The organism is Marinobacterium sediminicola (genome assembly GCF_022343685.1).
In the GTDB taxonomy this organism is placed as follows: domain Bacteria; phylum Pseudomonadota; class Gammaproteobacteria; order Pseudomonadales; family Balneatricaceae; genus Marinobacterium; species Marinobacterium sediminicola.
Genome location: NZ_CP092123.1, coordinates 2,897,293 through 2,923,053, shown reverse-complemented (window position 1 = coordinate 2,923,053; position 25,761 = coordinate 2,897,293). Strand labels below are relative to the sequence as shown.

Here is a 25,761-nt window from a genome sequence, read left to right as displayed (position 1 = left end):
GCTCCTTCGGGAGCTTTTTTATTGCCGTAAACCGCCAGTCTTAATCCTGGTCAGTTGCGTGTTTGCGGTCGTTCACCAATGGTCGCATTCAGGCTCATTTCATGGCCGTTACGCAGAATCCCCAACTCGACCTTGTCCCCGGGCTTGAAACGGGCGATTCGGTTCATTGCCTTGCGACTGGTGGTAACGGCTTCGCCTGCGATCTGCAGCAGGACATCGCCGGGCTGCAGACCGGCCTGATGCGCCGGACCATTGCGGAAGATGCCGGCGATGATCAGGCCCGTGCGATCACCGACGCCAAAGGACTCCGCCAATCGGGGTGTCAGTTCCTGGATCTCGATGCCAAGCCAGCCGCGAATGACCCGGCCATGGCTGATCAGGTCCTGCATGACCTGGCTGGCGAGCGTGGAAGGAATCGCAAAACCGATGCCCTGTGAGCCGCCGGACTTGGAGAAAATCGCGGTATTGATACCAATCAGGTTGCCGTAGGCGTCGATGAGGGCACCACCTGAGTTGCCCGGGTTGATGGCAGCGTCGGTCTGGATGAAGTCTTCATAAGTGCTGAGTCCTAAACGATTGCGACCGGTCGCACTGATGATTCCCATGGTGACAGTCTGGCCGACGCCAAAGGGGTTGCCGATCGCCAGCGCGACATCGCCAATACGCAATTCATCGCTGGCCAGCGTAATGCTCGGCAGGTCATCCAGATCAATCTTGAGTACAGCAAGGTCGGTTTCCGGATCAAGGCCGACCACTTCGGCAACCGCCTCACGGCCATCACGCAAGGCAACCACAATACTGTCGGCGCCACTGATGACGTGGTTGTTGGTGACGACATAGCCCTGCTCGTTGAGGATAACACCGGAGCCAAGGCTGGATTCTATCCGCTCACGCTGTGGTAATTGTTCCGCATTGAAAAACTTGCGGAAGAAGGGGTCGTTTAGCAGCGGGTTGATGGGCTGACGCACCAGTGTACGGGTGTAGATGTTCACCACGGCAGGTGCTGCACGGTCAACGGCATCTGCATAGGAGACGACGCCGCTGCCAATGGCTGCCGGGGTATCAATAGACGCGGCTTCACGGATTTCGACAGTGGTGACCGGTGGTGTAACCAGTTGAGGATACAACTGCAGAATCAGCAGTGCGGCCAGAATGCCGGTGACAACAGGCCAGATCAGATAAGAGACTTTTCGCATCGACTTGCTTGCACCTGTAAATCATTTCAGTATGCCCATTATACGTTTACGTACTTAAGTTGAACAACGCGGGAGATTTCATGGCCGTTGCAATCGATCATCTGGTGCGCTACTGCGACCAGCTGCTGGAGACAGGGCGTTTTCGGGACTACTGCCCCAATGGACTGCAGGTAGAAGGACGCTCCGAGGTGAAGCGGGTAGTCAGTGGCGTAACCGCCTGTCAGGCCTTACTGGATGAAGCCCTGGCCTGGGAAGCGGACCTGGTACTGGTGCACCATGGCTATTTCTGGAAGGGAGAGCCGGTTCAGGTGACCGGCATCAAGCGTAAACGCCTGCATACTCTGCTGGCAGCGGATATGAATCTGGTGGCATATCATCTGCCACTGGATGCTCATGCCGAACTGGGGAATAACGCCCGGCTGGCACAACGTTTAGGGATTACTTTGGAGGGCCCGCTGGAGCCCGGGCAGGAACCGGCGATAGGCAACATCGGCTTACTGGATCAGCCGCTGACTTTGCAGGCGTTTGGTGAGCGGGTTGAACAGGCGCTTGGGCGGGCACCACAGATGATTTCGGGAGGGGATCACCTGATTCAGCGGGTTGCGCTTTGCACCGGTGCCGCCGAGCGAATGATCGATCTGGCGATGCTGCAGGGGGCGGACCTGTTTCTCAGTGGTGAAATTTCGGAACCAGTGGTGCATACCGCCAGAGAGGGCTGTATCCATTACTGTGGTGCCGGTCACCATGCAACCGAACGCTATGGGGTTCAGGCATTGGGTGAACATCTGGCCGAGCATTTTGGTCTGGAGCACCGGTTTATCGATATCGACAACCCGGTATAAGGCTTTTAAAAAGACACGGGCGGGTATTACCCGCCCGCTGGAAGACTGCTGGCTATCAGAAAATCAGGCCTTTGCTCGGCGTGCTTCTTCTGGAGCGTCATCGCCATAGGCGGTTGGGTCGCTGGTAGCGGGATGTGCCGCTAGCTCCTCATCCTGTTTTTTACGGTCAAAGCCGTACTCTTCGGACAGGGTTCCGGCCTCATCCGGCTTCTTCGGCGCATAATCGCGTGGAGGTTCGGGCAGTTCTTCCTGCTCGTGGTTGTCCAGAGCGTCGGTTACCGTGGGAATGTCAGCGTTCATACTCGGGCGCAGCTCATGCTGCAATGCGGCAGATGCGGGCAGACCCGGGCACAGGCTCTCGGCGCTGGCCGCTAGATGCTGATGAACTTTACGGTACTGATCGGTCAGGCCATTGACCAGTTCAGCCGTCTGCTCAAAATGTCTGTTGACCTGGCGCTTGTAGCTGTCCAGCTCGGCGCGCGCATTGTCCAGTTCGTCAACCAGCTCCTGCTCACGATTGGAGCTGCCACCGGCACGTCCCAGCAGAAAACCGATCAGGGCGCCAATGCCAAGGGCGACCAGGGTTACAATCCAGATATTCGTTTGTTCCACGCATCTATCCTCGATCACATAATCTGTTCACAGGGGCATATTAAAGCAAAGCGGCCCTGAAACCCATGCGGACGATCATTATCCTTGGCTCGTCCCGAGTGTCCATTGTCGGTTGGTCGAGCCTGCGGGATCAAGGGGGCCGTAAAAAACGATGTAAAGCTGTCTCGGGACAGGTTTTGATTTTTTGCCTGGCATGGCAATAGTGCGATTTTGTTATAATATCGCGGTAACGCTGGATCCCCTGTTGGGGGAGATGCATATTTTGGGTGGCCGAGCGGCATGGTCACCCCGTAGTGGGACAGGTCGAAATTGAAGTATCAGGAAACCTTGAATGCGATTTATGCACAGCTGGACCGGCTGGGTGATCTGCCGGTATTCAGTGCAACCGTCAACCGTATTCGACAGGTAAGCAGCTCCCGTGAAAGTGACGCCATGGCTTTGGCCATGGCTGTCATGAAGGATGCGAACCTGTCAACCAAGCTGTTGAAAATCGCCAATACGCCCAGCTATAACCGCAGCGGTGGACAGATCAGTGCCGTGTCGCGGGCTGTCGTCCTGATCGGCTTTGAACGCATCCAGAACCTGTGCGTTACGCTGAAGCTGATTGAAAGCTTCAGAAATGAGCAGCCGAACGCGGGTGTTGAGCAACTTTTGATCAGGGCGTTTCTGAATGCTTCGCTGGCGCGTGAGCTGGCGGCCGCCGCGGGTGCGCTCGATATTGAAGAAACCTACATCTGTGGCCTGTTGTATGGCCTGGGTGAAATCATTGTCGCGTTCACGCTGCCGGATACCTATGCCGAAATGTTGCGTCAGCGTGAGCGCGCCAAGGAGCGCTGGCCGCGGATTCAGCTGCAGCAATTGGGGGGTAATTTCAGCGATATCGGGCAGGACCTGGCACAAAGTTGGGGCTTCCCCAAGAATGTGGTCCAGGCGATGGATCCACTGACAGCCGATCAGCTGCGTGGCAATGGTCGCCTCAATCACCGTCTGGCTGTTGGTTGTCATGACTTGTTGGAGCTGGTCTATCGCCGAGATACTGCTGGAGAGTTGGATTACTCCTCGCTACTGGGAGAGCTGGCTGAAACGACTCGGCAGCCTGTGGATAACATGGACCGTTACATCAGCGAAGCTTTTCGTCAGGTCTGTGATCTGGCCGACGAATATGGTGTACAGCACCGTCTGGTCAGTCCACAGCTGAGCCTGTCTGACGACCCTGCACTGGATGAAATGACGCGTAAGCTGGCTTATTACGTGCGTTCTCGGGAGGCTCGCAATCCTGCAGTCTTCCCGGATGAATCGGCTGAACAGCATCAGCCGGCTCGTGAAACCCTGCTGATGGAGCGACAGCTGCACCATCTGCAGCAGATGAACGAACTGATTGCGGCTCCGACCAGTGCCAGTGACATTATTGAGGCGGTCGTGACGGCGATTGCCGAATCCAGTGCGCTTGAGCGGGTGGCCTTCTGTCAGCTGAGTGCAAATGGACAGGAACTCAAGGCACGCATTTGCGCGGGCAAGGATAAGGACAAGGACATACTCAAGACATTTTTCCAGCTGCACCGACAAATGCCCGGAGCACTGTTGTTCTTCCGTATCCTTGAAAAACGGATGACGCTGCTGGTTCCGGACAGTGATGAGCCCGGCTGGCAGGAGCGTCTGCCGGAACACTTCCTGCAGGGAGTTGGTCCCAAGGGCTTTATCATGGCGCCTCTGGTGGTGAAGGACAGAGTGTTGGGGCTGATGTATGCCGACAAGGGGGAGGAGGTCGAAGACCAGGAGTTCAAGGTCTTCAACCAGTTCATGATGCAGGCCCGCCTGGGACTGGAAATGCTGCATAGCCGGCGTTAAGCGGGCCGGCAGTTGCAGACTCAGGACTGTTTCGGTCGGCGGGGTTGCCAGAGTATTCCTTCTCCACCGTCACGGCGACTCAGCACGCGGGCGCATACGAAGAGCAGGTCGGACAGCCGGTTCAGATAGGCGACCCCCTGGGGATTGAGAGTCTCGGCTTCGGCCAGGGTGACGGCACGTCGCTCGGCTCGGCGGCAGACACTGCGGGCCAGGTGTGCCTGAGCTGCTGCCCGGCTGCCGCCCGGGAGAATGAACTCCTTCAGCGCAGGCAATGATTCATTCAACTTATCCAGTTCGGCTTCGAGCCATTCGACCACCTCAATGGTGATGACCGTATAATTCGGATCGGCCACTGCCAGCTCGCCGCCAAGATCAAACAGGTCGTTTTGTACCCGCAGCAGCATATTGCTCAGACTGTCATCAGCCGGCAGCTCTGCCAGCAGGCAACCCAGCAGGCAGTTCAGTTCATCCACATCGCCCAAGGCTTCGATGCGAGGGTGGTATTTGGCTACCCGGCTGCCATTTGCCAGGCCTGTAGTGCCCTTGTCGCCGCTGCGGGTGTATATGCGAGTCAGTCGATTGCTCATACGGATTCCTGCGCTGATGATGAGTGGCGTTTCTGCTTCAGGCTCACATGGGCGGGCTGAACGATCAGTGGGTCCGGCTCCATGTCGATCTCTTCATTTGGTTCGGGATACGGCAGTTGGCTGAGAATGTAGCGCATTGCATTCAGCCGAGCCCGTTTCTTGTCATCCGACTTGATAATGGCCCAGGGGGCATCCGCGGTGTCCGTGTGGAAAAACATCGCTTCCTTGGCCTCGGTATAGGCATCCCACTTGTCCAATGAAGCCAGGTCTACCGGAGAAAGCTTCCAGTGTTTCAACGGGTCCGTGCGCCGTGACTGGAAACGCTCGAATTGCTCATCTCGACTGACTTCAAACCAGAGCTTGAACAGGCGGATGCCGCTGCGCACAAACATCCTTTCAAGCTCGGGGGTCTCGCGCATGAACTCCAGATACTCTGAAGGGGTACAGAAATCCATGACCCGCTCGACTCCAGCCCGGTTATACCAGGAGCGATCGAAGAGTATGATCTCGCCAGCCGCAGGCAGATGCTTGATATAGCGCTGGAAATACCACTGTGTCTTTTCTCTTTCAGTCGGTTTTTCCAGTGCGATGACACGCGCACCGCGGGGGTTCAGGTGCTCCATAAAACGTTTGATGGTGCCACCCTTGCCGGCTGCATCCCGTCCTTCGAAGATGATCAAAACCTTCTGGCCGGTCTCGCGAACCCAGCGCTGTACCTTGAGCAACTCAATCTGCAACAGGCGCTTTTCTGCCTCGTAAGCGTCACGCTTGAGCTTCTTGGTATAGGGGTAAATGTCGTCCAGTACAGGTTTGTCTGCCTTGCTCATCGGGTATATTTCCCTGGGCTCTTGGCCCTTATTGCTTGCAAAAGAGAGAGGTTGACCGGGACTGCTATGCCCAGTTGTTGGGCTTGTTCACACAGAAACCCGGTAATCTGTTCAATCTCGCTGCGACGTCCATGGCGAATATCCTGCAGCATGGACGAGAAGTTGTCCCCTGTAGCTCTGGCGACGGCTGCCGCACGTTCTTCAAGGGGCTCAGGAAAAAGTTCAATGCCGGCTGCGGCTGCGACCTGTTCTACCTCCCGGCAGACACGGCGCATGGTTTCTTGACGTTCAGAGGTCTCGATCAGTGCGCCATTGCGACAGTCAAACAGTGCCGTCAGCGGATTGATGGCGCAATTGATGGCAAGTTTGCGCCACAGGTACGGTCGTATATCAGGGCAGGGGTGAAGCGTAATATCCAGAGTGTCCCAGCCTGAAGGCAGCAGAGGCGAGTGCTGGGTCAACGGGCCTATGTGTGTCTCGCCGCGGCTGACACAGTGCAGCTGGTGACGTGACTCGAGCCAGGCTCCAGCGGTTGTCGTGGCAGTCCAGAGAGAAATGTCCTTGAGCTGCTCCAGCAATTGCTGCTGTTGTCCCATGCCGTTCTGCAACAGTACGACTTCGGCTTCCGGTTGCAGTCGTGACTGTATGGCTTCCATGGCACTCAGGGTATCATACGCCTTGGTTGCGACCAGAAGGTGCCGCACAGGCACTTCAGTGTCAGGCGTTTCCAGCTGGCAGTATGTCTGGTGCTGCTGATTCGCTTCGGTTATCTCAAGCCGGCCATCGCCTGGCCATTGCTCGAGAGTGGTTCGGTTGCGCAGAATCAGACTGACCTGATGCCCTGCCTGGGACAGAAAGTCCGCCCAGAGGCAACCGATGGCACCTGCGCCGAGGATATGCCAGTGCATGGAAACTCCGTAGCAAATGATTTGATCTTAGCCCTGTTGCGACAGGGAGTGAAACCGATATTAACAGGAGAGAGCTATGCCTTCATTCGACGTCGTATCCGAGCTGGATATGCATGAAGTAACCAACGCCGTAGACCAGGCCAACCGTGAGCTGCAAAGCCGCTATGACTTCAAGGGCGTCAAGGCCTCGTTTGAACAGAATGGCGAAACGGTAACTCTGGAAGCAGAGGTGGATTTCCAGTTGCAGCAGATGCTGGAGATGCTGAAGGCGAAGCTGACCAGCCGCAAGATCGATATCAAATGTATGGAAGTGAAAGACCCTGATGTCAGTGGCGTCAAGGCGAAACAGGAAGTGCTGCTGCGCCAGGGGCTGGATCAGCCGATGTGCAAGAAGATCGGCAAGGTGATCAAGGATGCAAAACTTAAAGTTCAGACTCAGATTCAGGGCGACAAGGTCCGTGTAACCGGCAAGAAGCGGGATGACTTGCAGGAAGCGATTGCGCTTTTGCGGGGAGCGGATATCGAGCTGCCGCTACAGTACAACAACTTCCGCGATTGATGATTGGCGGACGCTGTCGTGATGGCAGCGTCCGTGCTTTGGTGTCCTAGTCCTGGCAGCAGAGCAGAAACAACTCTCGTGCCAGTGCCTGCTGGTCGCTTTCACCACTGCGAAGAAAGTCCTCGGCCATCAGCCCGCCCTTGTTCAAAAGGCGGTGTAGTTGTGCTCCTTGCCATTCCAGCAATGTCATTCCGCTGCTTTTGTCACTGATGCTGAGCTTTGGGGTTGGGTGTTCCAGCCAGGCGTTAATTTGAAAGGTCATGAGCATCCCTCCGTTCATGATGAGTATGCTCGACTATAATGGCCTCTTGTTAGCATGTAAATGATAATTGTTATTATTTAATATCGCTTGCGCTGAGTCCGTTAAATCGCTCTCTGAGCATCCAGAGCATGATCAGGGAAGGCAGCACCATGAGGGCAGTTACAATGAAGAAGCGTTCCCAGCTGCCCAGCCAGTCGACTGTATAACCGCTTAAGCCGGCCAACGTGGTGCGGCTCAGGTTGCCCAGGGATGCCAGCAGGGCATATTGCGTTGCACTGAAAGCCCGGCCGGTCAGCAGTGTCAGGAAGGAGACAAAGGCGACGGTGGAAAAAGCGGTTGTAAAGTTATCCACAACCAGTGTCATCAGTAACAGCCACTCGAGCGGGCCTGCGGCGGCGATGACGGCAAACATCAGGTTGCTTGCAGCCATGGCGCTTCCGCCCAGCAACAGTCCTTTGACCACGCCAAAGCGGGTATTGAAGGCACTGCCGAGCAGGGTAAAACTGACGGTGATGAACCAGCCGAACAGTTTGGTGTATTCCCCGATCTGCTCGTTAGTGAAGCCCACTTCCTTGTAGAAAACCACTGACATGCGCCCCAGAAAGGCCTCGCCAATCTTGAACAGGAAAATGAACAGCATCAGCATCAAGGCGACCTTGATACCGTTCTTACGGAAAAATTCAGCAAAAGGCTCAAACACCGTCACGGCAAACCAGGTGATCCAGTGTTTGCCATGCAGCTCGCGCTGATACTGTCGCTCTGCCTGCGCCTGCAGTTGCTCTCGGGCTGTAACCGGTTCGCGTACCAGCAGCGTAAACAGCATCAGCAACAGGATCACTCCGGCCATAAGCAGGTAAATGTTGTTCCAGCCCAGTTGATCGGCCTGGGCAAAGGCCAGGTAACCTGGCCAGGAGTAACCGGTCCACCAGCCAATGATCGCGATTGCTGCGGCCGGAGGCAGAGACGCTTTTTCGTGGGGTGCAAACTGATCGATACGATAGGCATCAACGGCAATATCCTGGGTGGCAGAACTGGCTGCGATGCCGAATGCGAAGAGCCCCGCCATCAGCAGGTGTGAAGCAGGATTTACTGTGGCCAGCAGCAGCGTAAAGATCAGCATCATCAGTTGGGTCAGCAGAATCCAGCTGCGTCGCTGGCCCAGCCGGCCGAGCAAAGGCAGGTGTACACGGTCAACCAATGGTGCCCAGAGGAAGTTGATGGCGTAGACAGTGGCGACACTCCCCAATAACCCGACTTCAGCTCGGGCGACACCGGCGTCAGTGAGCCAGCCGCTGAGGACGCTTCCGGTGAGCAGGAAAGGAAAGCCGCTGCAACAGCCCATCAGAAAGATCCATAACAGGCGGACGTCCCGGTAACGGGCAAAGGTTTCTTTCCAGGCGTGAAGCATTCCGGGCAATTCCCTGCAGGTGAAAGGCGATCAGTATACCAAAGCGAACCGACCGTCGGCTTAATTGCCTTATAAGGCTACGGCCGTGCAGGAAAACGGCCGTAGCGCGAAAAGAGCGTCAGATACGCAGGGCGCCGTCCACCTCGATGCAGCGACCGTTGACGTAGTCGTTCTCGAGGATGAAAGAAACAGTCCGGGCAATCTCTTCTGGCTTGCCGAGGCGCTTGGCCGGGATGCCGGCTGCAATCTTCTCCAGTGCTTCAGGCTTCATGCTCATCACCATCTCGGTACCGATATAGCCCGGAGCGATAGAGGCGGCACGAATGCCGTAGCGAGCCAGTTCCTTCGCCCAAGTGACTGCCATGGCTTCAACCCCGGCCTTGGTGGCGGTGTAGTTGGTCTGACCCATATTGCCGGAGCGGGAGACGGAAGAAATGTTGATGATGCAACCTTCGGAGCCGGTTTCGATCATTTTGGCTGCGGCTTCGCGGGCGCAGAGGAAAGTGCCGGTCAGGTTGACATCAATAACCTGGTTCCACTGTTCCATGGACATTTTGCCCACGACCTGGCCGTCTTTGACCTTCAGGAAAAGACCATCCCGGGTGATACCGGCGTTGTTGACCAAACCGTTGATTGCGCTGAAGTCTCGAGCGATATCGGTGAACAGCTGCTCAACCTGGGCTTCATCCGCAACGTTGGCGATGTAGGTGCGAGCTTCAACGCCCTGCTCCATGCACAGGCCTGCGGTTTCATCCAGATCCGGTTGGCTCAGGTCCACCAGTGCAAGCTTGGCGCCTTTTGCTGCCAGTTCCAGTGCCATTGCACGACCCAGACCACGGCCACCACCAGTTACCACTACGACTTTATCTTTGAGTTCCATCGGGGGAATACCTCTGCTGAATGGAGATTTTATTATTGTGCAGCGCAATATATTGCACTGCAACAATCTAATCGTCATCGTCCAAAAAGTCTATATATGTCACAAAAAAGTCACTAAAAATGGTGAAAATCTGAAAATTTGCATGGCCAAAATGGACGTATTTGTGTGCCTAATTTATTGTTTGTTAAGGGTTTTCCCTTATGATTTTGGCGCCATTCCTTGACGGTTATGGCTTGGTTGAACCGAACAAAAATGGAAGAATCCAAGGCTAGAATCCACGCACAACAACGCGAGAGACCTCATGCGCTTCCTCTTTCTGCTGTTCATCATCATCCCGATAGTCGAAATCACCATACTGATTCAGGTTGGGCAGGCGATTGGCGCCTGGTACACCGTGGGGCTGGTGTTGCTGTCTGCGTTCATCGGCGTCAACATGTTGCGTCATCAGAGCCTGTCGACTCTGGCACGAGCCCAGCAGCGGATGAATGATGGCGAGATGCCGGGGCAGGAAATGGTCGAAGGCATCGTGCTGGCCGTAGGGGGGGCGCTGCTGGTGACGCCGGGTTTTGTCACCGACGTTATAGGCTTCAGTTGTCTGATACCCGGTATACGCAGGCGGGTCGTCAAGGCGTTGCTCAGCCGCTTTACCGTCATTGCGGCCAGTCACACAACTCAAACTCATTTTCAACAGGACTATCATTCAGAACCACATGCCGACCAGGTGCCACCACGTGACGGCGATGTGATCGACGGTGAATACACGCGCCGGGACTGAATTTTATCCACCGTGCTTGAAATCTCATCGATGGCCCTCATCTCTGTGTCATCAGAATGGGGTGCCGTTGACCGAAAAAAAATTGTTGTCCGGGTATTGAAAACCTGTTGGCCTTCCCCCATTTAAGATGCAAATCGTTTTTGGGCATTGAATGCCCCTATTAACAACAACATCGCATTGGATCCTAGATACCAGGAGAACAACCAGATGAAAATTCGTCCACTTCACGACCGTGTTGTAGTTCGTCGCAGCGAAGAAGAGACCACTACGGCTGGCGGTATCGTCCTGCCGGGCTCTGCAGCTGAGAAGCCTAACCGTGGCGAAGTCGTGGCAGTCGGCCCGGGTCGTACACTGAACAACGGTGATGTTCAGGCACCGTCCGTAAAAGTGGGTGATAAGGTCCTCTTCGGCCAATATGCCGGTTCTAATACCGTCAAGATCGACGGCGATGAACTGCTGATCATGCAGGAAAGTGAGATCTACGGCGTCCTGGAAGACTGATATCAGCTTCGCGTCGCTTAAATCGTCAACTTTTTAACTCGATTACAGATACAGGACTAGCTAACAATGGCTGCTAAAGACGTACGTTTTGGTGATGATGCTCGTCAGCGCATGCTGCAGGGCGTGAATATTCTGGCAGATGCGGTTAAGACCACTCTGGGCCCGAAAGGCCGCAACGTGGTACTGGACAAGGCTTTCGGTGCGCCGACCGTGACCAAAGACGGTGTTTCCGTCGCCAAGGAAATCGAACTGAAAGACAAGTTCGAAAACATGGGCGCACAGATGGTCAAGGAAGTGGCTTCCAAGGCCAACGATGTTGCGGGTGACGGTACTACCACTGCGACCGTTCTGGCGCAGGCGATCGTGAACGAAGGCCTGAAGTCCGTAGCGGCTGGCATGAACCCGATGGACCTGAAGCGCGGTATCGACAAGGCGGCGGCTGCGGTCGTTCAGCAGCTGGCCGAGATGTCTGTTCCCTGTGAAGATTCCAAGGCCATCGCTCAGGTTGGTACCATCTCTGCCAACTCTGACGTTGCTGTCGGCAGCATCATCGCCGAAGCGATGGAAAAGGTCGGCAAGGATGGTGTTATCACTGTTGAAGAAGGTTCCGGTTTCGATAACGAGCTGGACGTTGTAGAAGGTATGCAGTTCGACCGCGGTTACCTGTCTCCGTACTTCATCAACAACCAGGACACCATGACCTGCGAGCTGGAAGACCCGTTCATCCTGCTGGTCGACAAGAAAATCACCAACATCCGTGAGCTGCTGCCGGCTCTGGAGCAGGTTGCCAAGGCATCCCGTCCGCTGCTGATCATCGCTGAAGACGTTGAAGGTGAAGCGCTGGCAACTCTGGTGGTCAACAACATGCGCGGCATCGTCAAGGTGTCTGCCGTGAAGGCACCGGGCTTCGGTGACCGTCGCAAGGCGATGCTGCAGGATATCGCGATCATCAGCGGTGGTCAGGTAATCTCTGAAGAGATCGGCCTGAGCCTGGATACCGTGACTCTGGAGCAGCTGGGTACTGCCAAGCGTGTCAACATCACCAAGGAAAACACCGTGATTGTTGATGGTGCCGGTGCCAAGGCTGACATCGATGCCCGTGTTCAGCAGATCCGTGCGCAGATCGAAGAAACCTCTTCCGACTACGACCGCGAGAAGCTGCAGGAACGTGTTGCCAAGCTGGCGGGCGGTGTTGCCGTGATCAAGATCGGTGCCGCGACCGAAGTCGAAATGAAAGAGAAGAAAGCCCGAGTTGACGATGCGCTGCACGCCACTCGCGCAGCTGTTGAAGAAGGTGTGGTACCGGGCGGCGGTGTTGCTTTGATCCGTGCGCTGAGCAAGGTTGAAGGCCTGCAGGGCGACAACCACGATCAGACCATCGGTATCCAGCTGGCCCTGCGTGCCATGGAAGCTCCGCTGCGCCAGATCGTCGCCAACGCCGGTGGCGAAGGTTCCGTGGTTGTGAACAAGGTTCGCGCAGGTGAAGGTGCTTTCGGTTTCAACGCAGGTACCGAAGAGTACGGCGACATGATGGAAATGGGTATCATCGACCCGGCCAAGGTAACCCGTTCTGCACTGCAGGCGGCTGCGTCTATCGCCGGTCTGATGATCACCACCGAAGCCATGGTTGCTGATCATCCGGAAGAAAATGCAGGCGGCATGCCGGATATGGGCGGCATGGGCGGCATGGGTGGCATGGGCGGCATGATGTAATCATGCCCCCGATCCCCTGATCGATACCAAGCCCCGCCACAGCGGGGCTTTTTCGTTTTTGGCAAACCTGCTAGGGTTGAGCGCCTGTTGGACAGCAAAGAATGAACATCGATGAGTGAGCGTAAGGAGCCGGGCCTGAACCCGGAAGGGTTGGAATCCCTGGTCGTTGAGCCGGCGCCGCGTCATGCGGGGCGTGTACCGCAAGCCAGTCAGGACAAAGGGAGTGGTGGTCTCCTGATCACGGTCATTCTGCTGCTATTGGTGGCCGGAGGTGGCTATCTGGGCTACACCCTGATGCAGCAGCAGGAACAGCTGCAGCAGTTGCAGGCGCAGTTGGGACAGGCGCAGTCAAGAGTCGAGTCGCTTGAAGCCTTGCTGGAGGTCACTTCCGACAGTGCGGAGCAGTCCGGCCAGACGCTGCAGCAGCGTTTGCAGGATGTAGACGCTCGCATGAAAGAGCGGTTCACGCATTTCGATTCGGAAATCGCCAAGCTTTGGACCATCGCCTATCAGCGCAACAAGCCTCAACTTGAGCAGCTTGCGGTGCAGCTGAAACAGCTGCAGACTCAGATGGCTGAAGCGGAAAAAACGCTGGTAACTCTGGGCAAGGAGGCTGCCAAAGCGAGCGATGCACTGGCACAGGCCGGTTCACTCAAGGCTGAGCTGGTAGCCCAAAAAGAGGCCTTGCAGGTACGTCTGGCGGCAGCCGAAAAACAAATGGACACGCTTGAGCAAGGTTTGAGACTGGAAAGCGAAGGGCGCCTCAGAGTACAAAAGCAGCTCACCGATCAGCTGACGGAGCTGGCGGGTGGGTCGGATGTCTCTGCCCAGCTGGCACAGCGTATTCGTCAAAATGAACAGGCGATCAAGGCGATCGACGGAACCCGCCGACAGTTGAGTCAGGATCTGTTACGCATTCGTCAGCAATTGAACAGCTTGCAGCTGCGTTTGGAGCAAGGCTGAAACCTCCATGGAGAATCAACAATGATCAAGGTATATGGCAGTGTGTTTTCCCGTGCCGGTATGGTTATGCTGGCGCTGGAGGAGTTGGGGCTTGAGTATGAAGCGGTCGACATGCTGCCGCGCAGCGAGCAGACGCGGTCAGAAGAATATCGGGCATTGAACCCGACCGGTAAGATTCCGACACTGGTGGACGGTGACCTGGTGCTGTTCGAGACCCAGGCCATCCTTTACTATCTGGCGCGCCAGTACGGCAATGGACGCCTGTGGGCTGAAACCCCTGCCGCCGAGGCGGATATCCTGCGCTGGTCTCTGTATATCAGTAACCAGATGGAAGTGCCGGCACTGGATATGCTGATCCAGTTCAAGTTCAGCCAGGGTGAGCCCGATCAGGCTGTTCTCGACCGTGCCAGCGCCGAGTTGAACCGCTTCCTGCCGCTGCTGGAGCAACAGTTGACGGGGCGTGAGTGGATCAGTGGGAATCATTTCACCATTGCGGATATTCATGGCGCCATGGTGCTGAGCTGGCCGAAACTGGCAGGGTTCGACTACAGTGTCTATCCCGAAGTACATCGCTGGATCAAGTCAGTGCTGTCGCATCCGGCACAAAAACGTCTGATGGCTAAAGCAAAAGGATGAAGCAGCCTGTCGCATGAAGACAGGCGTCTGTTATGAACAAGATCAGAACATTTTTTGCATTGCCGATTCCAGAGCGTATCGCGCGGCCTTTGTCTGACTGTGCTGATACGCTGTGTGAATATGACCGCGGGCTGGATGCTCATTGGGTGGACTCATCCAACTACCATTTGACGCTCTGCTTTCTCGGCAACATCAGTCTGGATCAGGTGACCGAGCTGGAGCATTTGACCCGTGAGGCACTGGCGGAACAGTCCGGCTTCATGGTGCCTCTGGATCAGCTGGGCTATTACAAGGCCAATCCGCGGCTGGGGGTTCTGGCTGCGCTGATCAGCGATCATGAACAGCTCTATGCCCTGCATGATCGTATGGTCAATATCGCCAAAAAAGCCGGAATCCGATATGATGAGCGCGACTTCATGCCCCATGTGACGCTGGCACGCCTGCCGGCCAAGAACCGCTTCGAGGCTCCCGAACATTGGCCTCAGCCTGGACTGATCACGCCGGCAGACTCGGTCGTGCTGTTCCAGAGCCGCCCCGGGGAGCGTGGTTCCATCTATACGCCACTGTTTGAAGTCCACCTGTCTGCCTGAGCCCGTGTCCGGACTCAGGCCCGTTAACCTCAAGTAGTTACAGATTCTATGCGAACACCAGAATTGCTGTCCCCGGCCGGGACGCTGAAAAACATGAAGTACGCTTTCGCCTATGGGGCGGATGCGGTTTACGCGGGTCAGCCGCGCTACAGCCTGCGGGTGCGCAATAACGATTTCACCCACGACAATCTGGCCGAAGGCATTCGCATCGCCCATGAGCTGGGCAAGAAGTTTTTCGTGGCGAGCAACATCCTGCCGCACAACTCCAAGCTCAAGACCTACATGAAGGATCTGGACCCGGTAATTGCCATGGGGCCGGATGCTTTGATCATGTCCGATCCCGGTCTGATCATGATGGTCAAGGACAAGTACCCGGATCTGCCGATCCATCTGTCTGTACAGTCCAACACCATGAACTGGGCATCGGTGAAGTTCTGGCACCGCGCCGGTATCGAACGCATCATCCTCTCCCGTGAACTGTCGCTGGATGAAGTGGCCGAGATTCGCCAGCAGTGTCCGGAGATCGAGCTGGAAGTATTTGTGCACGGCTCGCTGTGCATCGCATACTCCGGCCGCTGCCTGCTCTCCGGGTACATCAATCACCGTGATCCGAACCAGGGTACCTGTACCAACGCTTGCCGCTGGAAGTACGATGCTCATGAGGCGAAGGAAGACGAGTCCGGTGATGTAGTGCCGGTACAAGCGCCGGTGCAGTCGTTTGATCCTGCCGAGGCGGCGGCTGGCGAACAGCCTGCCCTGGGTGAAGGCAAGCCGAGCGACAAGATCTTCCTGCTGCAGGAGGAGACGCGTCCCGGCGAATATATGCCGGCGTTCGAGGATGAGCACGGCACCTATATCATGAACTCCAAGGACCTGCGTGCGATCCAGCACGTGCATAAACTGGCCGAGATGGGGATCGATTCGCTCAAGATCGAAGGGCGTACCAAGTCCCATTATTATGTTGCTCGCACCGCTCAGGCTTATCGCCAGGCAATCGACGATGCCGTCGCTGGCAAACCTTTCGATATGAACCTGATGGATGTGCTGGAAAACCTGGCCAACCGCGGTTATACCGAGGGCTTCTACCGTCGCCATGTGCATGATGAGTACCAGAACTATGAAACCGGCAGTTCCGTTGGTGTTCATCAGCAGTTTGTGGGGGAAATCGTCGGCCATGATGCGCAGAAGGGCTTCATCGAAATCGACGTCAAGAACCGCTTCGAGCTGGGTGACACTCTGGAATTGATGACGCCGGCCGGGAACAAGCGCTTCAAGCTCCAGGAAATGCTGAACAAGAAAGGCCAGCATACAGAAGTGGCGCCAGGCTCCGGTCATCGAGTCAGCGTTCCGGTCGACTTCGATACCGATATGACCTATGCGCTGTTGATGCGCGACCTGCCCAATGCACCCGAACGGGGCTGAGGCTGCCGTCGGACAGTGAGGGAGCCTGGCTCCCTCTTTTTATTCCTGATGGATGATACTGGATAGAGGCAATGAGCATGTCGTACACGGCCCCTCAGGATCTTGGCAAATATGCCTTCTTCCGTGCCTTGAGGCCTTTCTCCTTTCCGGTCGCGCTGGTGACCTGTCTGATCGGGATTCTGCTGGCCGCGCAGCAGCAATGGATCGACCCAGTCGAAGCGGTGATGGTGTTGATTGGCGGAGTGCTGTTACAGGCCGGTGTCAACCTGATCAATGATCATGCCGATATCAAACTGCTGAGACAGCAGTCGCAGGATGGACGCCGGATCGAGGCCATTCGCCGCAACTTTCGTGTTGGCATGCTTTGCTTTTTGCTGGCAGCGGCCATCGGCTTTCATTTCGTCATTGAGCGGGGCCTGGGCTTTTTGCTGCTGTGCCTGCTCGGGCTGATTGGTGCCCTGGGCTACACCGTGAGCCCGATCAATTATAAAAACCGCGGGTTGGGCGTGATTCTGGTGTTCTGGCTGATGGGGGTTTTGATGATCGCCGGCAGCGCTGTGGCATTGGGGGCGTCCATAAGTCTTGCACTGGCACTGCATACCCTGCCGGTCAGCCTGCTGGTGTCACTGCTGTTGCTGAGCAACGAGTTGCGTGACTACGAGACCGACCGTCGTGACGGTCTGCAGACACTGGCGGTGAAGATTGGCTACCAGCCTGCAGTGAGAATTTACTTCGGCCTGATGGCTGCCGCCTATCTGGTGGTGGCGCTGTTGATGGCGCTTGGACTGTTACCGGGAGCCTTCTGGCTGTTGTTGAGCCTGCCGCTGGCACTCAAGCCGGTAGGCCTGCTGCAAGCGCCTGCCGGGCAAAGAGGGCCGCTGACGCCAGCCACTGCACGACTGCTGTTGGGGTTCGGTGTGCTTTTCTGTGTGGCTCTGGCCGATCCCTGGCCATTGTCTGTCTAATACCAATACCTGAGAAGTCGCATTGCCAAATTGATGTATAATGCGGCACCAGATTCTGCCAGTGCTCGGACGTGCCCAACCGGGGCGCCTCCGACCGCATGAACACAAACCAAGCCAGATTGGAGAGTCGTCAATGAGCGTTATTCGCCAGGATGATTTCATCAGCAGCATCGCCGATGCGCTGCAGTTCATTTCCTACTACCACCCGATCGACTTCGTGCAGGGTGTGCATGAAGCCTATCTGAAAGAGGAAAACCCGGCGGCGAAAGACGCCATGGCGCAGATCCTGATCAACTCCCGCATGTGTGCCGAAGGCCACCGTCCGATCTGTCAGGATACAGGTATCGTAACCGTATTCCTGAAAGTCGGCATGAACGTGCAGTGGGATGCCAAGATGTCCGTGACCGACATGGTCAATGAAGGCGTGCGTCGCGCCTATATGAACCCGGACAATGTGCTGCGTGCCTCCATCCTGGCGGACCCGGCCGGCAAGCGTCAGAACACCAAGGACAACACTCCGGCGGTCATCCACTACGAGATCGTCGAAGGCGACGAAGTGGAAGTCCATGTGGCGGCCAAAGGCGGTGGTTCCGAGAACAAGTCCAAGATGGCGATGCTCAACCCGTCCGACAGCATTGTGGACTGGATCGTCAAGACCGTGCCGACCATGGGTGCCGGCTGGTGTCCGCCGGGCATGCTGGGTATCGGTATCGGCGGTACCGCCGAGAAGGCGGCCGTGATGGCGAAAGAGTCCCTGATGGATCCGATCGACATCCACGAGCTGCGTGAGCGCGGTCCTCAGAACCGTGTTGAAGAGCTGCGTCTGGAGATCATGGACGCGGTCAACGCGCTGGGTATCGGGGCTCAGGGTCTGGGCGGTCTGACCACCATCCTGGACGTTAAAATCAAGGACTACCCGACTCACGCGGCGTCTCTGCCGGTGTGCATGATCCCGAACTGTGCCGCCACCCGTCACACCCACTTCACCCTGAACGGCAACGGTCCGGCTGTACTGACGCCGCCGAGCCTGGATGACTGGCCGGAAGTGACCTTCGAGGTCGGTGCCAACACCCGTCGAGTGAACCTGGACGAAATTACCCCGGAAGCGGTGAAAGAGTGGAAGGTCGGTGAGACCATCCTGCTGAACGGCAAGATGCTGACCGGTCGCGACGCTGCGCACAAGCGCATGGTCGAAATGCTGAACAACGGTGAAGAGCTGCCGGTCGATCTGAAAGGCCGCTTCATCTACTACGTGGGTCCGGTCGATCCCGTCCGTGATGAAGTGGTAGGTCCGGCGGGTCCGACCACCTCTACCCGTATGGACAAGTTCACTCGCCAGATCCTGGAAAGCACAGGCCTGCTGGGCATGATCGGCAAGTCCGAGCGTGGTCCGATTGCCATCGACGCGATCAAGGACAATCAGGCGGTCTACCTGATGGCAGTGGGCGGTGCAGCTTACCTGGTATCCAAGGCGATCACTCATGCTGACGTTATTGCCTTCCCGGAACTGGGTATGGAAGCGATCTACGAATTTGAAGTGAAGGATATGCCGGTCACCGTGGCCGTCGATACTTCCGGTGAGTCTGTTCACACCACCGGCCCGGCCAAGTGGAAAGATATCATCGCCCACAAGGCGGTTTGATGCTGAATTCCTGATCCACCCCTGATTGATGAAACCCCGCTTCGGCGGGGTTTTTTATTGCCTGTCATCAATGCATCTTCGTGTCTATTGGCAGGCACGTCGATCAAGGAATTGATGCGCAGATTGAATGTATTGCTCAAATAGTAAATAATGCAAATCGTTTTCATTAACCTTACTAATTGAGTTTTACATGGACCGGATGCCATTTAAAGTGGTCATGCTGTCTGTGCCGGTACTGCTGCCTGGATTGTCTCAGGCCGGTACCCTGGAGCAAAACCAGCAAGTCCTGGAGCAGGCTCACAGGCAAGGTGCACAGGTGCAGCGCAGTATTGATCAGCTGGATCAACAGACCCGAGAGAACTACGAAACCTACAGCGCCACCTTGCGTCAGACTGAGCTGATAGAGGCATACAACCGCCAGTTATCACGCATGGTTGAAGATCAGGTGCGTGAATTGGTCGATATCGACGAGCAATTGAACACTCTTGCGCACACCGAGCAAGCCGCCTTGCCGTTGCTGGTAAGGATGCACGCGATGCTGAAACAGTTTGTGGCTCGGGATCTGCCGTTCCTGACCGAAGAGCGTGAGCAACGTGTCGAGCGTCTGGCACGTCTGCTGGACCGTGCCGACATCAGCCTGGCAGAGAAGTATCGCCAGATTCTGGAGGCCTACCAGATCGAGGCGGAATACGGCCGCACCCTGGAAGCCTGGAGTGGCACCCTGGATCAGGGCAATCAAGCCCGTGAAGTCACCTTCCTGCGTCTGGGGCGCGTAGCCTTTTACTACCAGACGCTGGATGGCGAGGAGAGCGGTCGCTGGAGTCGCCAGAAGGGGGGCTGGGAGCAGCTTGGGTCTGACTTCGGCTGGCCGATCCGCAAGGGTATCAGTATGGCCCGGCAGCAGTCCGTACCCGAACTGCTCGAACTGCCTGTGGAGTTGACCTCCATTGACCAGAACGGAGGGGCTTCATGATGGTTTTGACCCGTACACTGACCGTGCTGTTGCTGGTAATCAGCATGCCCACCCAGGCCAATGAGCTGCAGCAGCTGTTGCAGCAGGTGCGTTCCCAGGCAGCCAGTGATCATCAGGTCGATACCGTGCGCCTGGCGGAGTTTCGTTCCGGTCATGCTCGTCAGCAGGCGTTGCTGGAACAGGCCAAGGCACGCCTGGCGAAGGCCGAAGACGAGCAGACCAGGCTTAAAGAGCAGTTCCAAAGCAATGAAGATGCACTGACCTCGCAGGGCAAGACCTTGCGGGTGCGCACTGGCCAGCTGGGCGAAGTATTCGGCGTTGTTAAGCAGCAGGCGCAGGAGCTGAAAGGGCTGGTGGATGACTCCATGATATCCGCGCAATACCCCGAGCGTGCCGAACTGCTGGCTTTTGCGGACCTGAAACGTATCCCGACGCTGAACGAGATGGAAGGGCTCTGGTTCCTGCTGCAGCAGGAAATGACCGCCACCGGTGAAGTCATCCGCTTTACCGCGCCCGTGATTCAGGCGAACGGTGTACGTGGCGATATGGAGGTGCTGCGGATCGGTCCCTTCACGGCGCTGACGCAGCAGGGGCATTATCTGAAATTTGCCGGTGATCAGTTGCAGGTGCTGCCGGTACAGCCAGCCGGCAAGGTGGTTGATCAGGCGCGGGCCTTTGTACAGGGACAGGGTGAAGCCCTGGTGGTGGATCCCAGCCGCGGCAACCTGCTGGCCTTGCTGTCACAAACCCCCAACCTGAAAGAGCGTATCGCTCAGGGTGGACTGGTGGGCTACATCATTCTGGCGCTGGGTGGCATCGGTCTGCTGGTAGCGCTGTGGAAACTGCTGACGACGCTGAAAATCGAACTCAGCGTCCGGGCTCAACTGCGCAATGGCGATGAGGCCTGTGAGCGCAATCCACTGGGGCGTGTGCTGGCGGCAGGTCAGGCGGGTCGCACCTCGGATGAAACCGAGCTGCGCGTGGATGAGGCCCTGCTCAAGGAAGCACCATTGCTGGAGCGCGGACTGACGCTGCTCAAGCTGGTGGCGGCGGTGGCGCCGCTGCTGGGCCTGCTGGGCACCGTCACCGGCATGATCGGCACTTTCCAGAGCATCACCCTGTTCGGCACCGGCGATCCCAAACTGATGGCCGGTGGCATCTCTCAGGCACTTATGACCACGGTGTTGGGGCTGTGCGTGGCCATTCCGCTGCTGTTCTGCCATAGCCTGCTGGCGGCGCGCAGCCGCCGCCTGCTGCAGCTATTGCAGCAGAAGGGGCTGGCGCTGCTGGCGACCCAGCGTGAACAACTCAGCGATGCTGAAGAGGCCCGCCATGCTGCCTGATCTGGCCCAGTTCGAAGCAGCTCTGGCGGGCTTCTTCAATGCCGGTGGACCGGTGCTCTGGTCGCTGCTGCTGGTCAGTCTGGTGCTCTGGGCGCTGCTGCTGGAGAGGATCTGGTTCCGCTGGTTCGATTTCCCGCGCCGTATTCGTCGCTACCGCATGTTACCGGGTGGTGGTCGGCGCCGGCTGGAGCGTGCCGATCTGTTGCTGGACCTGCAGGGTGCCTTGCCCTTGATCCGCACGCTCGTGGCGCTCTGCCCGTTGATCGGTCTGTTGGGCACGGTGACCGGCATGATTCACCTGTTCGACACCCTGGCGCTGAATGGCACGGGTAATCCCCGGCTGATGGCGGCGGGTGTGGCCCGTGCCACTCTGCCGACCCTGGCCGGCATGGTGGTGGCGGTCAGTGGCCTGCTGATCTGGAATCGACTGGCGCGCTGGAGCCAACTGCAACGAACTCGACTGGATGTGAAGGAAGCCAGAGGATGAGGCAACGACTTAATCTGGAGATGATGGACAACGATGCCGAGATCGACATGACGCCGATGCTCGATATCGTGTTCATCATGCTGATCTTTTTTATTGTATCGACCAGCTTCGTGCGTGAAGCGGGGATCGAGATCGAACGTCCGGTATCAGACACCGCCGAGGTCAAGGAAAACCAGGGCGTGATGCTGGCGATCACTGCCCAGGACGAAGTCTGGCTGGACCGCCAGCCGGTGGATGTGCGCATGATCCGGCCGACGCTGGAGCGGCTCAAGGTGGAGCAGCCCGACCTGGGAGTGATGATTCAGGCGGACAAGGACGCCAGGACAGGCCTGCTGGTGCAGGTGATGGATCAGGTCAAGCTGTCCGGTGTGGAGCAGGTTGCCGTGGCGACGCGTGAAGGGACTAACTGATGCGAGTGTTGTTGTTCCTGCCGCCGGCGCTGCTGGTCAGTCTGTTGCTGTTTTTGCTGATGGCGCATCTGGCCGGTATCGGACGCACGGTGGAACCCGAGCCCTCGGTACACACCGCAATCAATCTGCACCGGTTGAAGCTGGACTCGGATATCCAGGTGCGCGAGCGGGAGTCCCTGCCGCCACCTGAGCTGCTGCCGGAGCCGCCGCCGACGCCATCGACACCGGACATGTCATCGCCGGTGGCGATGAATACGCCTTCGGTTGCGCTCAATATGCCGACACCCAAGGTTGAGGTCGGCATGAAAATCAATGCCACCGTCGACCTGTCAGCTGCCCAGCCGATCAGTGTGGCCACGCCGGCCCCATCGCCCGGCATGGCGGTGAACCTGAACGCGACACCGGTATCGCGGATGAACCCGCAGTATCCACGGCGGGCGCTGACCCGCCGTATCCATGGCCATGTGGTGGCCGAGTTTACCGTCGACAGCAAGGGGCGAGTGGTGCCGGACTCGTTCAAGATTATCGAAGCCGAACCGCCGGGCATGTTCGATCGGGCCGTTGAGCGTGCGCTGCTGCGCTGGCGCTTCAACCCACTGACCGAAAACGGTGCCGCCGTCCCTTTCCGGACTCGTCAGCGGCTGGAGTTCAAACTGGAGTAAATCATGAAACGGATGATGCGATCTCTGTGTCTGTCAGTCGGGCTGCCGGTCTGGCTGATATTCAGCGCTGGTGCGATGGCCGAGACGGTGCAGCTGTCGCCGGGCGTGCTGCAGCAACTGAGCCAGGCGCAGCAGGCACTGGCCGAGGGAAATTATCCACAGGCCGAGAAAGTGTTGAAAGCCTTGTCGGCGCTGGAACTGAGCAAGCCTGCCAGGGCTTATACGCTACAGTTCCGGGGCAGCCTGGCGCTGGTGCAACAGCAGTCACAAGCCGCACTCCAGCATTTCGCAGCCGCCTATGCACTAGACGCCTTGCCACAGGCTGATCAGCGACGCCTGCTGCATACTGTGGCCCAGCTGCAGATGGGGCAGGAGCAATGGCGTAAGGGGGTCGCTTCGCTGCAACAGTGGATGCAGCAGGTACGTGCGCAGGGCGGCCAGAGCGAAAACATTCGCGCCGAGGATTATCTGATGCTGGCACAGGGATACTCCCGGCTGGATCAGTGGTCGCGGGTGATCCAGCCGGTCAGGACCGCGATCCAGATGAAAGGACGAGCGCCTGAGGACTGGTATCGCCTGCAACTGGCCGCGCACTTTCAGCTCAAGCAATGGAAGGGCGCGACTTCGGTGCTGGAGTTGCTGGTTAACTGTTATCCACAAAAGGCCCGGTACTGGGAACAGCTGGCCAGCGTCTACCAGATCCGTGACCGCCATGCCGATGCGCTGAGCACCCTCAGGGCCGCCTGGCTGGCCGGACAGTTCAGTCAGGAACACCAGTACATCTGGCTGGCGCAGATGCTGCTGCAGCAGGGGCTGCCGCAACGAGCGGCCGAGCTGCTGGATGAGGCGATGACCAAACAGCAGGTAAAGCGTACGCTCAAGCATGAGCGGCTGCTGGCGCAAACCCAGTTGCAGGCGAAGCTGTATACGGCCGGTCGTGCGACGCTTCACCGTATCGCCCAACGCAAGCCGGACTACCAAACCTGGCGGCAGCTCGCCTACCTGGACATGCAGCTCAAGCATTGGGATGCGATGAAACGAAGCATTGATCAGGCAGTAGTACTCAAGCCAGATGCGGCCGACCTGTTTTTGCTCAGTGGCATTGCCGACGTTAATCGATCGAACTATGACCAGGCTCGGGCCAGTTTTATCCGTGCCCACAAGCATGATGCCACCCGAGCCCAGGCACAAAGCTGGCTCAACTATCTGGATCAGGTTGCGGGGCCGCGTCGGGAGACGGGGCGCAGCTAACGGGCAGAAAAAAGGCGCCGGATATGGCAGGATACGCACTTGTTCAACCAGGTGTAGATCATGCGCAATTCATCCGAATCCCTGTCCGGTCGAGCCCCGCAACAGCAGTGGTCGACTCGAATCTCTTTTGTACTGGCTGCAGCAGGGGCAGCCGTTGGCCTGGGCAACATCTGGAAGTTCCCTTATGTCGCCGGTGAAAACGGCGGCGGCGCCTTTATCCTTGTCTATCTGGCCTGCATAGCGTTGCTTGGCGTGCCCATGCTGATGGCCGAAGTACTCATCGGTCGTCGTGGTCAGCAGAACCCGGTGAACTCCATGGCGTCGCTGGCGCAGGAGGCAGGCGCCAGTCCCGCATGGAAAAATGTCGGTCGGCTGGGTGTGGTGACCGGCTTTCTGCTGCTCAGCTTCTATGTTGTGGTGGCGGGTTGGGCGCTGGCCTACATCCCGCTGACTGCTGCCGGTACCTTCACCTCGATGCAGCCGCCGCAGATCGGCCAGTTGTTCGATAGTCACCTGCAGCAACCGCTGCCGCTGGTCGGCTGGAGCACGCTGGTGCTGCTGCTGACCCTCGGAATTGTCGGCCGAGGCGTGCGTCAGGGCCTCGAGAAAGCGGCCAACCTGTTGATGCCGCTGCTGTTCCTGTTTCTGCTGATCCTGGTGGGCTATGCCGCGACCACTGGCCACTTCGGTGATGCGGTCGATTTCATGTTCCGGCCCGACTTCGACAAGCTCAGCGCCTCTGGTGTGCTGATTGCGCTGGGGCATGCCTTCTTTACGCTCAGCATCGGTGGCGGTGCCATGATGATCTACGGTTCCTACCTGTCGCCGCAGATCTCCATCGCCCGCACCTCGATTCTGGTGGCGGTGCTGGATACGGCGGCCGCGCTGTTGGCGGGGTTGGCGATCTTCCCGATCGTGTTTGCCTACGGCCTGGAACCGGGTGGCGGCCCCGGCCTGATCTTCGTGACCCTGCCGATTGCCTTTGGTCAGATGCCCTTTGGCACTCTGTTTGGCACCCTGTTCTTCGTCATGTTGTCGGTGGCGGCACTGACCTCGGCGTTCTCGCTGATAGAACCCGCCATTGCCTGGCTGACCGAGAAGCGAGGCATGTCACGGCTGCGGGCCAGCGTGCTTGGCGGCAGCGGCATCTGGCTGCTCAGTCTGGGCACGGTGTTCTCGTTCAACATCGGGGCCGACTGGACCCTGGCTGGCAAGACCTTCTTCGAGGCGCTGGACTATCTGATCTCCGGCTGGATGCTGCCGCTGGGCGGTCTGCTGATGGCGCTGTTTACCGCCTGGGTGATGAAACCGGAAACCACGGCACTTGAACTGGGTGGAGACAGTGCGGGTTATCGCCTCTGGCTGCTGCTGATCCGTTTCCTGGTGCCGGTGGTGATTCTGGTGATCTTCTTGCAGGCAATCGGTCTGATCGGGCTGTAACGTTCAGGGGCAGTTCCCGATCTTCGGGGGCTGGTTCAGCAGGTTTCTGCAGAAAAATA

Annotated in this window: 27 protein-coding genes; 19 read left to right on the top strand and 8 right to left on the bottom strand. The window is 57.5% G+C overall.

Translation table 11 applies throughout. The features are described from left to right. Window positions 1-50: 50 nt before the first annotated feature. Window positions 51-1,196, bottom strand: coding sequence for a Do family serine endopeptidase (locus tag LN244_RS13305; RefSeq protein WP_239040264.1), 1,146 nt, complete (start codon window positions 1,194-1,196; stop codon window positions 51-53). Between the two features lie 80 nt (window positions 1,197-1,276). Between LN244_RS13305 and LN244_RS13300 the strand changes: the two genes are divergently transcribed. Further along, complete coding sequence (locus LN244_RS13300; protein WP_239040263.1) at window positions 1,277-2,038, top strand: Nif3-like dinuclear metal center hexameric protein; 762 nt, start codon at window positions 1,277-1,279, stop codon at window positions 2,036-2,038. A 63-nt stretch (window positions 2,039-2,101) separates the two neighbouring features. Here LN244_RS13300 and LN244_RS13295 read toward each other — a convergent pair whose 3' ends face one another. Then, entirely contained in the window at window positions 2,102-2,650 is a 549-nt protein-coding gene (locus LN244_RS13295; protein ID WP_239040262.1) for a YhcB family protein, read from the bottom strand. Window positions 2,651-2,977: 327 nt separating this feature from the next. Here LN244_RS13295 and LN244_RS13290 point away from each other — a divergent pair, with 327 nt between their 5' ends. After that, window positions 2,978-4,498, top strand: coding sequence for an HDOD domain-containing protein (locus LN244_RS13290; RefSeq protein WP_239040261.1), 1,521 nt, complete (start codon window positions 2,978-2,980; stop codon window positions 4,496-4,498). Between the two features lie 20 nt (window positions 4,499-4,518). Here the strand turns inward: LN244_RS13290 and LN244_RS13285 are convergent, their stop codons facing one another. The 3 genes from LN244_RS13285 to LN244_RS13275 are packed head-to-tail and all read right to left on the bottom strand — an operon-like array spanning window position 4,519 to window position 6,820. Next, on the bottom strand, window positions 4,519-5,085 hold the full coding sequence (locus tag LN244_RS13285) for a cob(I)yrinic acid a,c-diamide adenosyltransferase (RefSeq protein ID WP_239040260.1): 567 nt from the start codon (window positions 5,083-5,085) through the stop codon (window positions 4,519-4,521). Next, entirely contained in the window at window positions 5,082-5,912 is an 831-nt protein-coding gene (gene ppk2 / locus LN244_RS13280) for a polyphosphate kinase 2 (protein ID WP_239040259.1), read from the bottom strand. The genes LN244_RS13285 and ppk2 overlap by 4 nt, the downstream gene beginning before the upstream one ends. After that, window positions 5,909-6,820, bottom strand: a complete 912-nt coding sequence (locus LN244_RS13275) for a ketopantoate reductase family protein (protein ID WP_239040258.1) — start codon at window positions 6,818-6,820, stop codon at window positions 5,909-5,911. The genes ppk2 and LN244_RS13275 overlap by 4 nt, the downstream gene beginning before the upstream one ends. A gap of 76 nt (window positions 6,821-6,896) precedes the next feature. Here LN244_RS13275 and LN244_RS13270 point away from each other — a divergent pair, with 76 nt between their 5' ends. After that, window positions 6,897-7,379: a YajQ family cyclic di-GMP-binding protein gene (locus tag LN244_RS13270; RefSeq protein ID WP_239040257.1), complete on the top strand. Its 483-nt coding sequence runs from the start codon at window positions 6,897-6,899 to the stop codon at window positions 7,377-7,379. A 46-nt stretch (window positions 7,380-7,425) separates the two neighbouring features. Here the strand turns inward: LN244_RS13270 and LN244_RS13265 are convergent, their stop codons facing one another. From LN244_RS13265 to LN244_RS13255, 3 genes are all read right to left on the bottom strand, one after another. Further along, entirely contained in the window at window positions 7,426-7,641 is a 216-nt protein-coding gene (locus LN244_RS13265; RefSeq protein WP_239040256.1) for a hypothetical protein, read from the bottom strand. A gap of 73 nt (window positions 7,642-7,714) precedes the next feature. After that, window positions 7,715-9,049: an AmpG family muropeptide MFS transporter gene (locus LN244_RS13260; protein ID WP_239040255.1), complete on the bottom strand. Its 1,335-nt coding sequence runs from the start codon at window positions 9,047-9,049 to the stop codon at window positions 7,715-7,717. A 118-nt stretch (window positions 9,050-9,167) separates the two neighbouring features. Next, a complete protein-coding gene (locus LN244_RS13255; RefSeq protein ID WP_239040254.1) occupies window positions 9,168-9,929 on the bottom strand; it encodes an SDR family oxidoreductase in 762 nt (253 codons plus the stop codon). 301 nt (window positions 9,930-10,230) lie between these two features. Here LN244_RS13255 and LN244_RS13250 point away from each other — a divergent pair, with 301 nt between their 5' ends. The 16 genes from LN244_RS13250 to LN244_RS13175 all read left to right on the top strand — a co-directional run bounded on the left by LN244_RS13250 (window position 10,231) and on the right by LN244_RS13175 (window position 25,702). Then, entirely contained in the window at window positions 10,231-10,704 is a 474-nt protein-coding gene (locus tag LN244_RS13250) for an FxsA family protein (RefSeq protein ID WP_239040253.1), read from the top strand. A 207-nt stretch (window positions 10,705-10,911) separates the two neighbouring features. Then, window positions 10,912-11,205, top strand: a complete 294-nt coding sequence (locus LN244_RS13245; protein ID WP_239040252.1) for a co-chaperone GroES — start codon at window positions 10,912-10,914, stop codon at window positions 11,203-11,205. Window positions 11,206-11,271: 66 nt separating this feature from the next. Further along, entirely contained in the window at window positions 11,272-12,918 is a 1,647-nt protein-coding gene (gene groL, locus LN244_RS13240) for a chaperonin GroEL (RefSeq protein ID WP_239040251.1), read from the top strand. Window positions 12,919-13,029: 111 nt separating this feature from the next. After that, entirely contained in the window at window positions 13,030-13,881 is an 852-nt protein-coding gene (locus tag LN244_RS13235) for a coiled-coil domain-containing protein (protein WP_239040250.1), read from the top strand. A 21-nt stretch (window positions 13,882-13,902) separates the two neighbouring features. Next, window positions 13,903-14,517 (top strand): glutathione S-transferase family protein, encoded by a 615-nt coding sequence (locus LN244_RS13230; protein ID WP_239040249.1) that lies wholly within the window; start codon window positions 13,903-13,905, stop codon window positions 14,515-14,517. A gap of 32 nt (window positions 14,518-14,549) precedes the next feature. After that, the gene (thpR, locus tag LN244_RS13225) at window positions 14,550-15,107 is read left to right on the top strand and encodes an RNA 2',3'-cyclic phosphodiesterase (protein ID WP_239040248.1); all 558 of its coding nucleotides are present in this window, start codon (window positions 14,550-14,552) and stop codon (window positions 15,105-15,107) included. 48 nt (window positions 15,108-15,155) lie between these two features. After that, window positions 15,156-16,529, top strand: a complete 1,374-nt coding sequence (gene trhP, locus LN244_RS13220) for a prephenate-dependent tRNA uridine(34) hydroxylase TrhP (protein ID WP_239040247.1) — start codon at window positions 15,156-15,158, stop codon at window positions 16,527-16,529. Between the two features lie 71 nt (window positions 16,530-16,600). Then, window positions 16,601-17,494 carry a prenyltransferase gene (locus LN244_RS13215; RefSeq protein WP_239040246.1) on the top strand — a complete coding sequence of 298 codons (894 nt, stop codon included), beginning with the start codon at window positions 16,601-16,603 and terminating at the stop codon, window positions 17,492-17,494. Between the two features lie 133 nt (window positions 17,495-17,627). Continuing rightward, a complete protein-coding gene (locus tag LN244_RS13210) occupies window positions 17,628-19,136 on the top strand; it encodes a fumarate hydratase (RefSeq protein WP_239040245.1) in 1,509 nt (502 codons plus the stop codon). A 190-nt stretch (window positions 19,137-19,326) separates the two neighbouring features. Further along, window positions 19,327-20,109 carry a DUF3450 domain-containing protein gene (locus LN244_RS13205; RefSeq protein WP_239040244.1) on the top strand — a complete coding sequence of 261 codons (783 nt, stop codon included), beginning with the start codon at window positions 19,327-19,329 and terminating at the stop codon, window positions 20,107-20,109. Further along, window positions 20,106-21,452, top strand: coding sequence for a MotA/TolQ/ExbB proton channel family protein (locus LN244_RS13200; protein WP_239040243.1), 1,347 nt, complete (start codon window positions 20,106-20,108; stop codon window positions 21,450-21,452). Before LN244_RS13205 ends, LN244_RS13200 begins: the two co-directional genes overlap by 4 nt. Beyond that, a complete protein-coding gene (locus LN244_RS13195) occupies window positions 21,442-21,939 on the top strand; it encodes a MotA/TolQ/ExbB proton channel family protein (RefSeq protein ID WP_239040242.1) in 498 nt (165 codons plus the stop codon). Before LN244_RS13200 ends, LN244_RS13195 begins: the two co-directional genes overlap by 11 nt. Beyond that, complete coding sequence (locus tag LN244_RS13190; protein ID WP_239040241.1) at window positions 21,936-22,349, top strand: ExbD/TolR family protein; 414 nt, start codon at window positions 21,936-21,938, stop codon at window positions 22,347-22,349. The genes LN244_RS13195 and LN244_RS13190 overlap by 4 nt, the downstream gene beginning before the upstream one ends. Continuing rightward, entirely contained in the window at window positions 22,349-23,011 is a 663-nt protein-coding gene (locus LN244_RS13185) for an energy transducer TonB (RefSeq protein WP_239040240.1), read from the top strand. Before LN244_RS13190 ends, LN244_RS13185 begins: the two co-directional genes overlap by 1 nt. 3 nt (window positions 23,012-23,014) lie before the next feature. Next, window positions 23,015-24,262, top strand: coding sequence for a tetratricopeptide repeat protein (locus LN244_RS13180; RefSeq protein ID WP_239040239.1), 1,248 nt, complete (start codon window positions 23,015-23,017; stop codon window positions 24,260-24,262). Window positions 24,263-24,322: 60 nt separating this feature from the next. Continuing rightward, entirely contained in the window at window positions 24,323-25,702 is a 1,380-nt protein-coding gene (locus tag LN244_RS13175; protein ID WP_239040238.1) for a sodium-dependent transporter, read from the top strand. The last annotated feature ends 59 nt before the right edge of the window (window positions 25,703-25,761 follow it).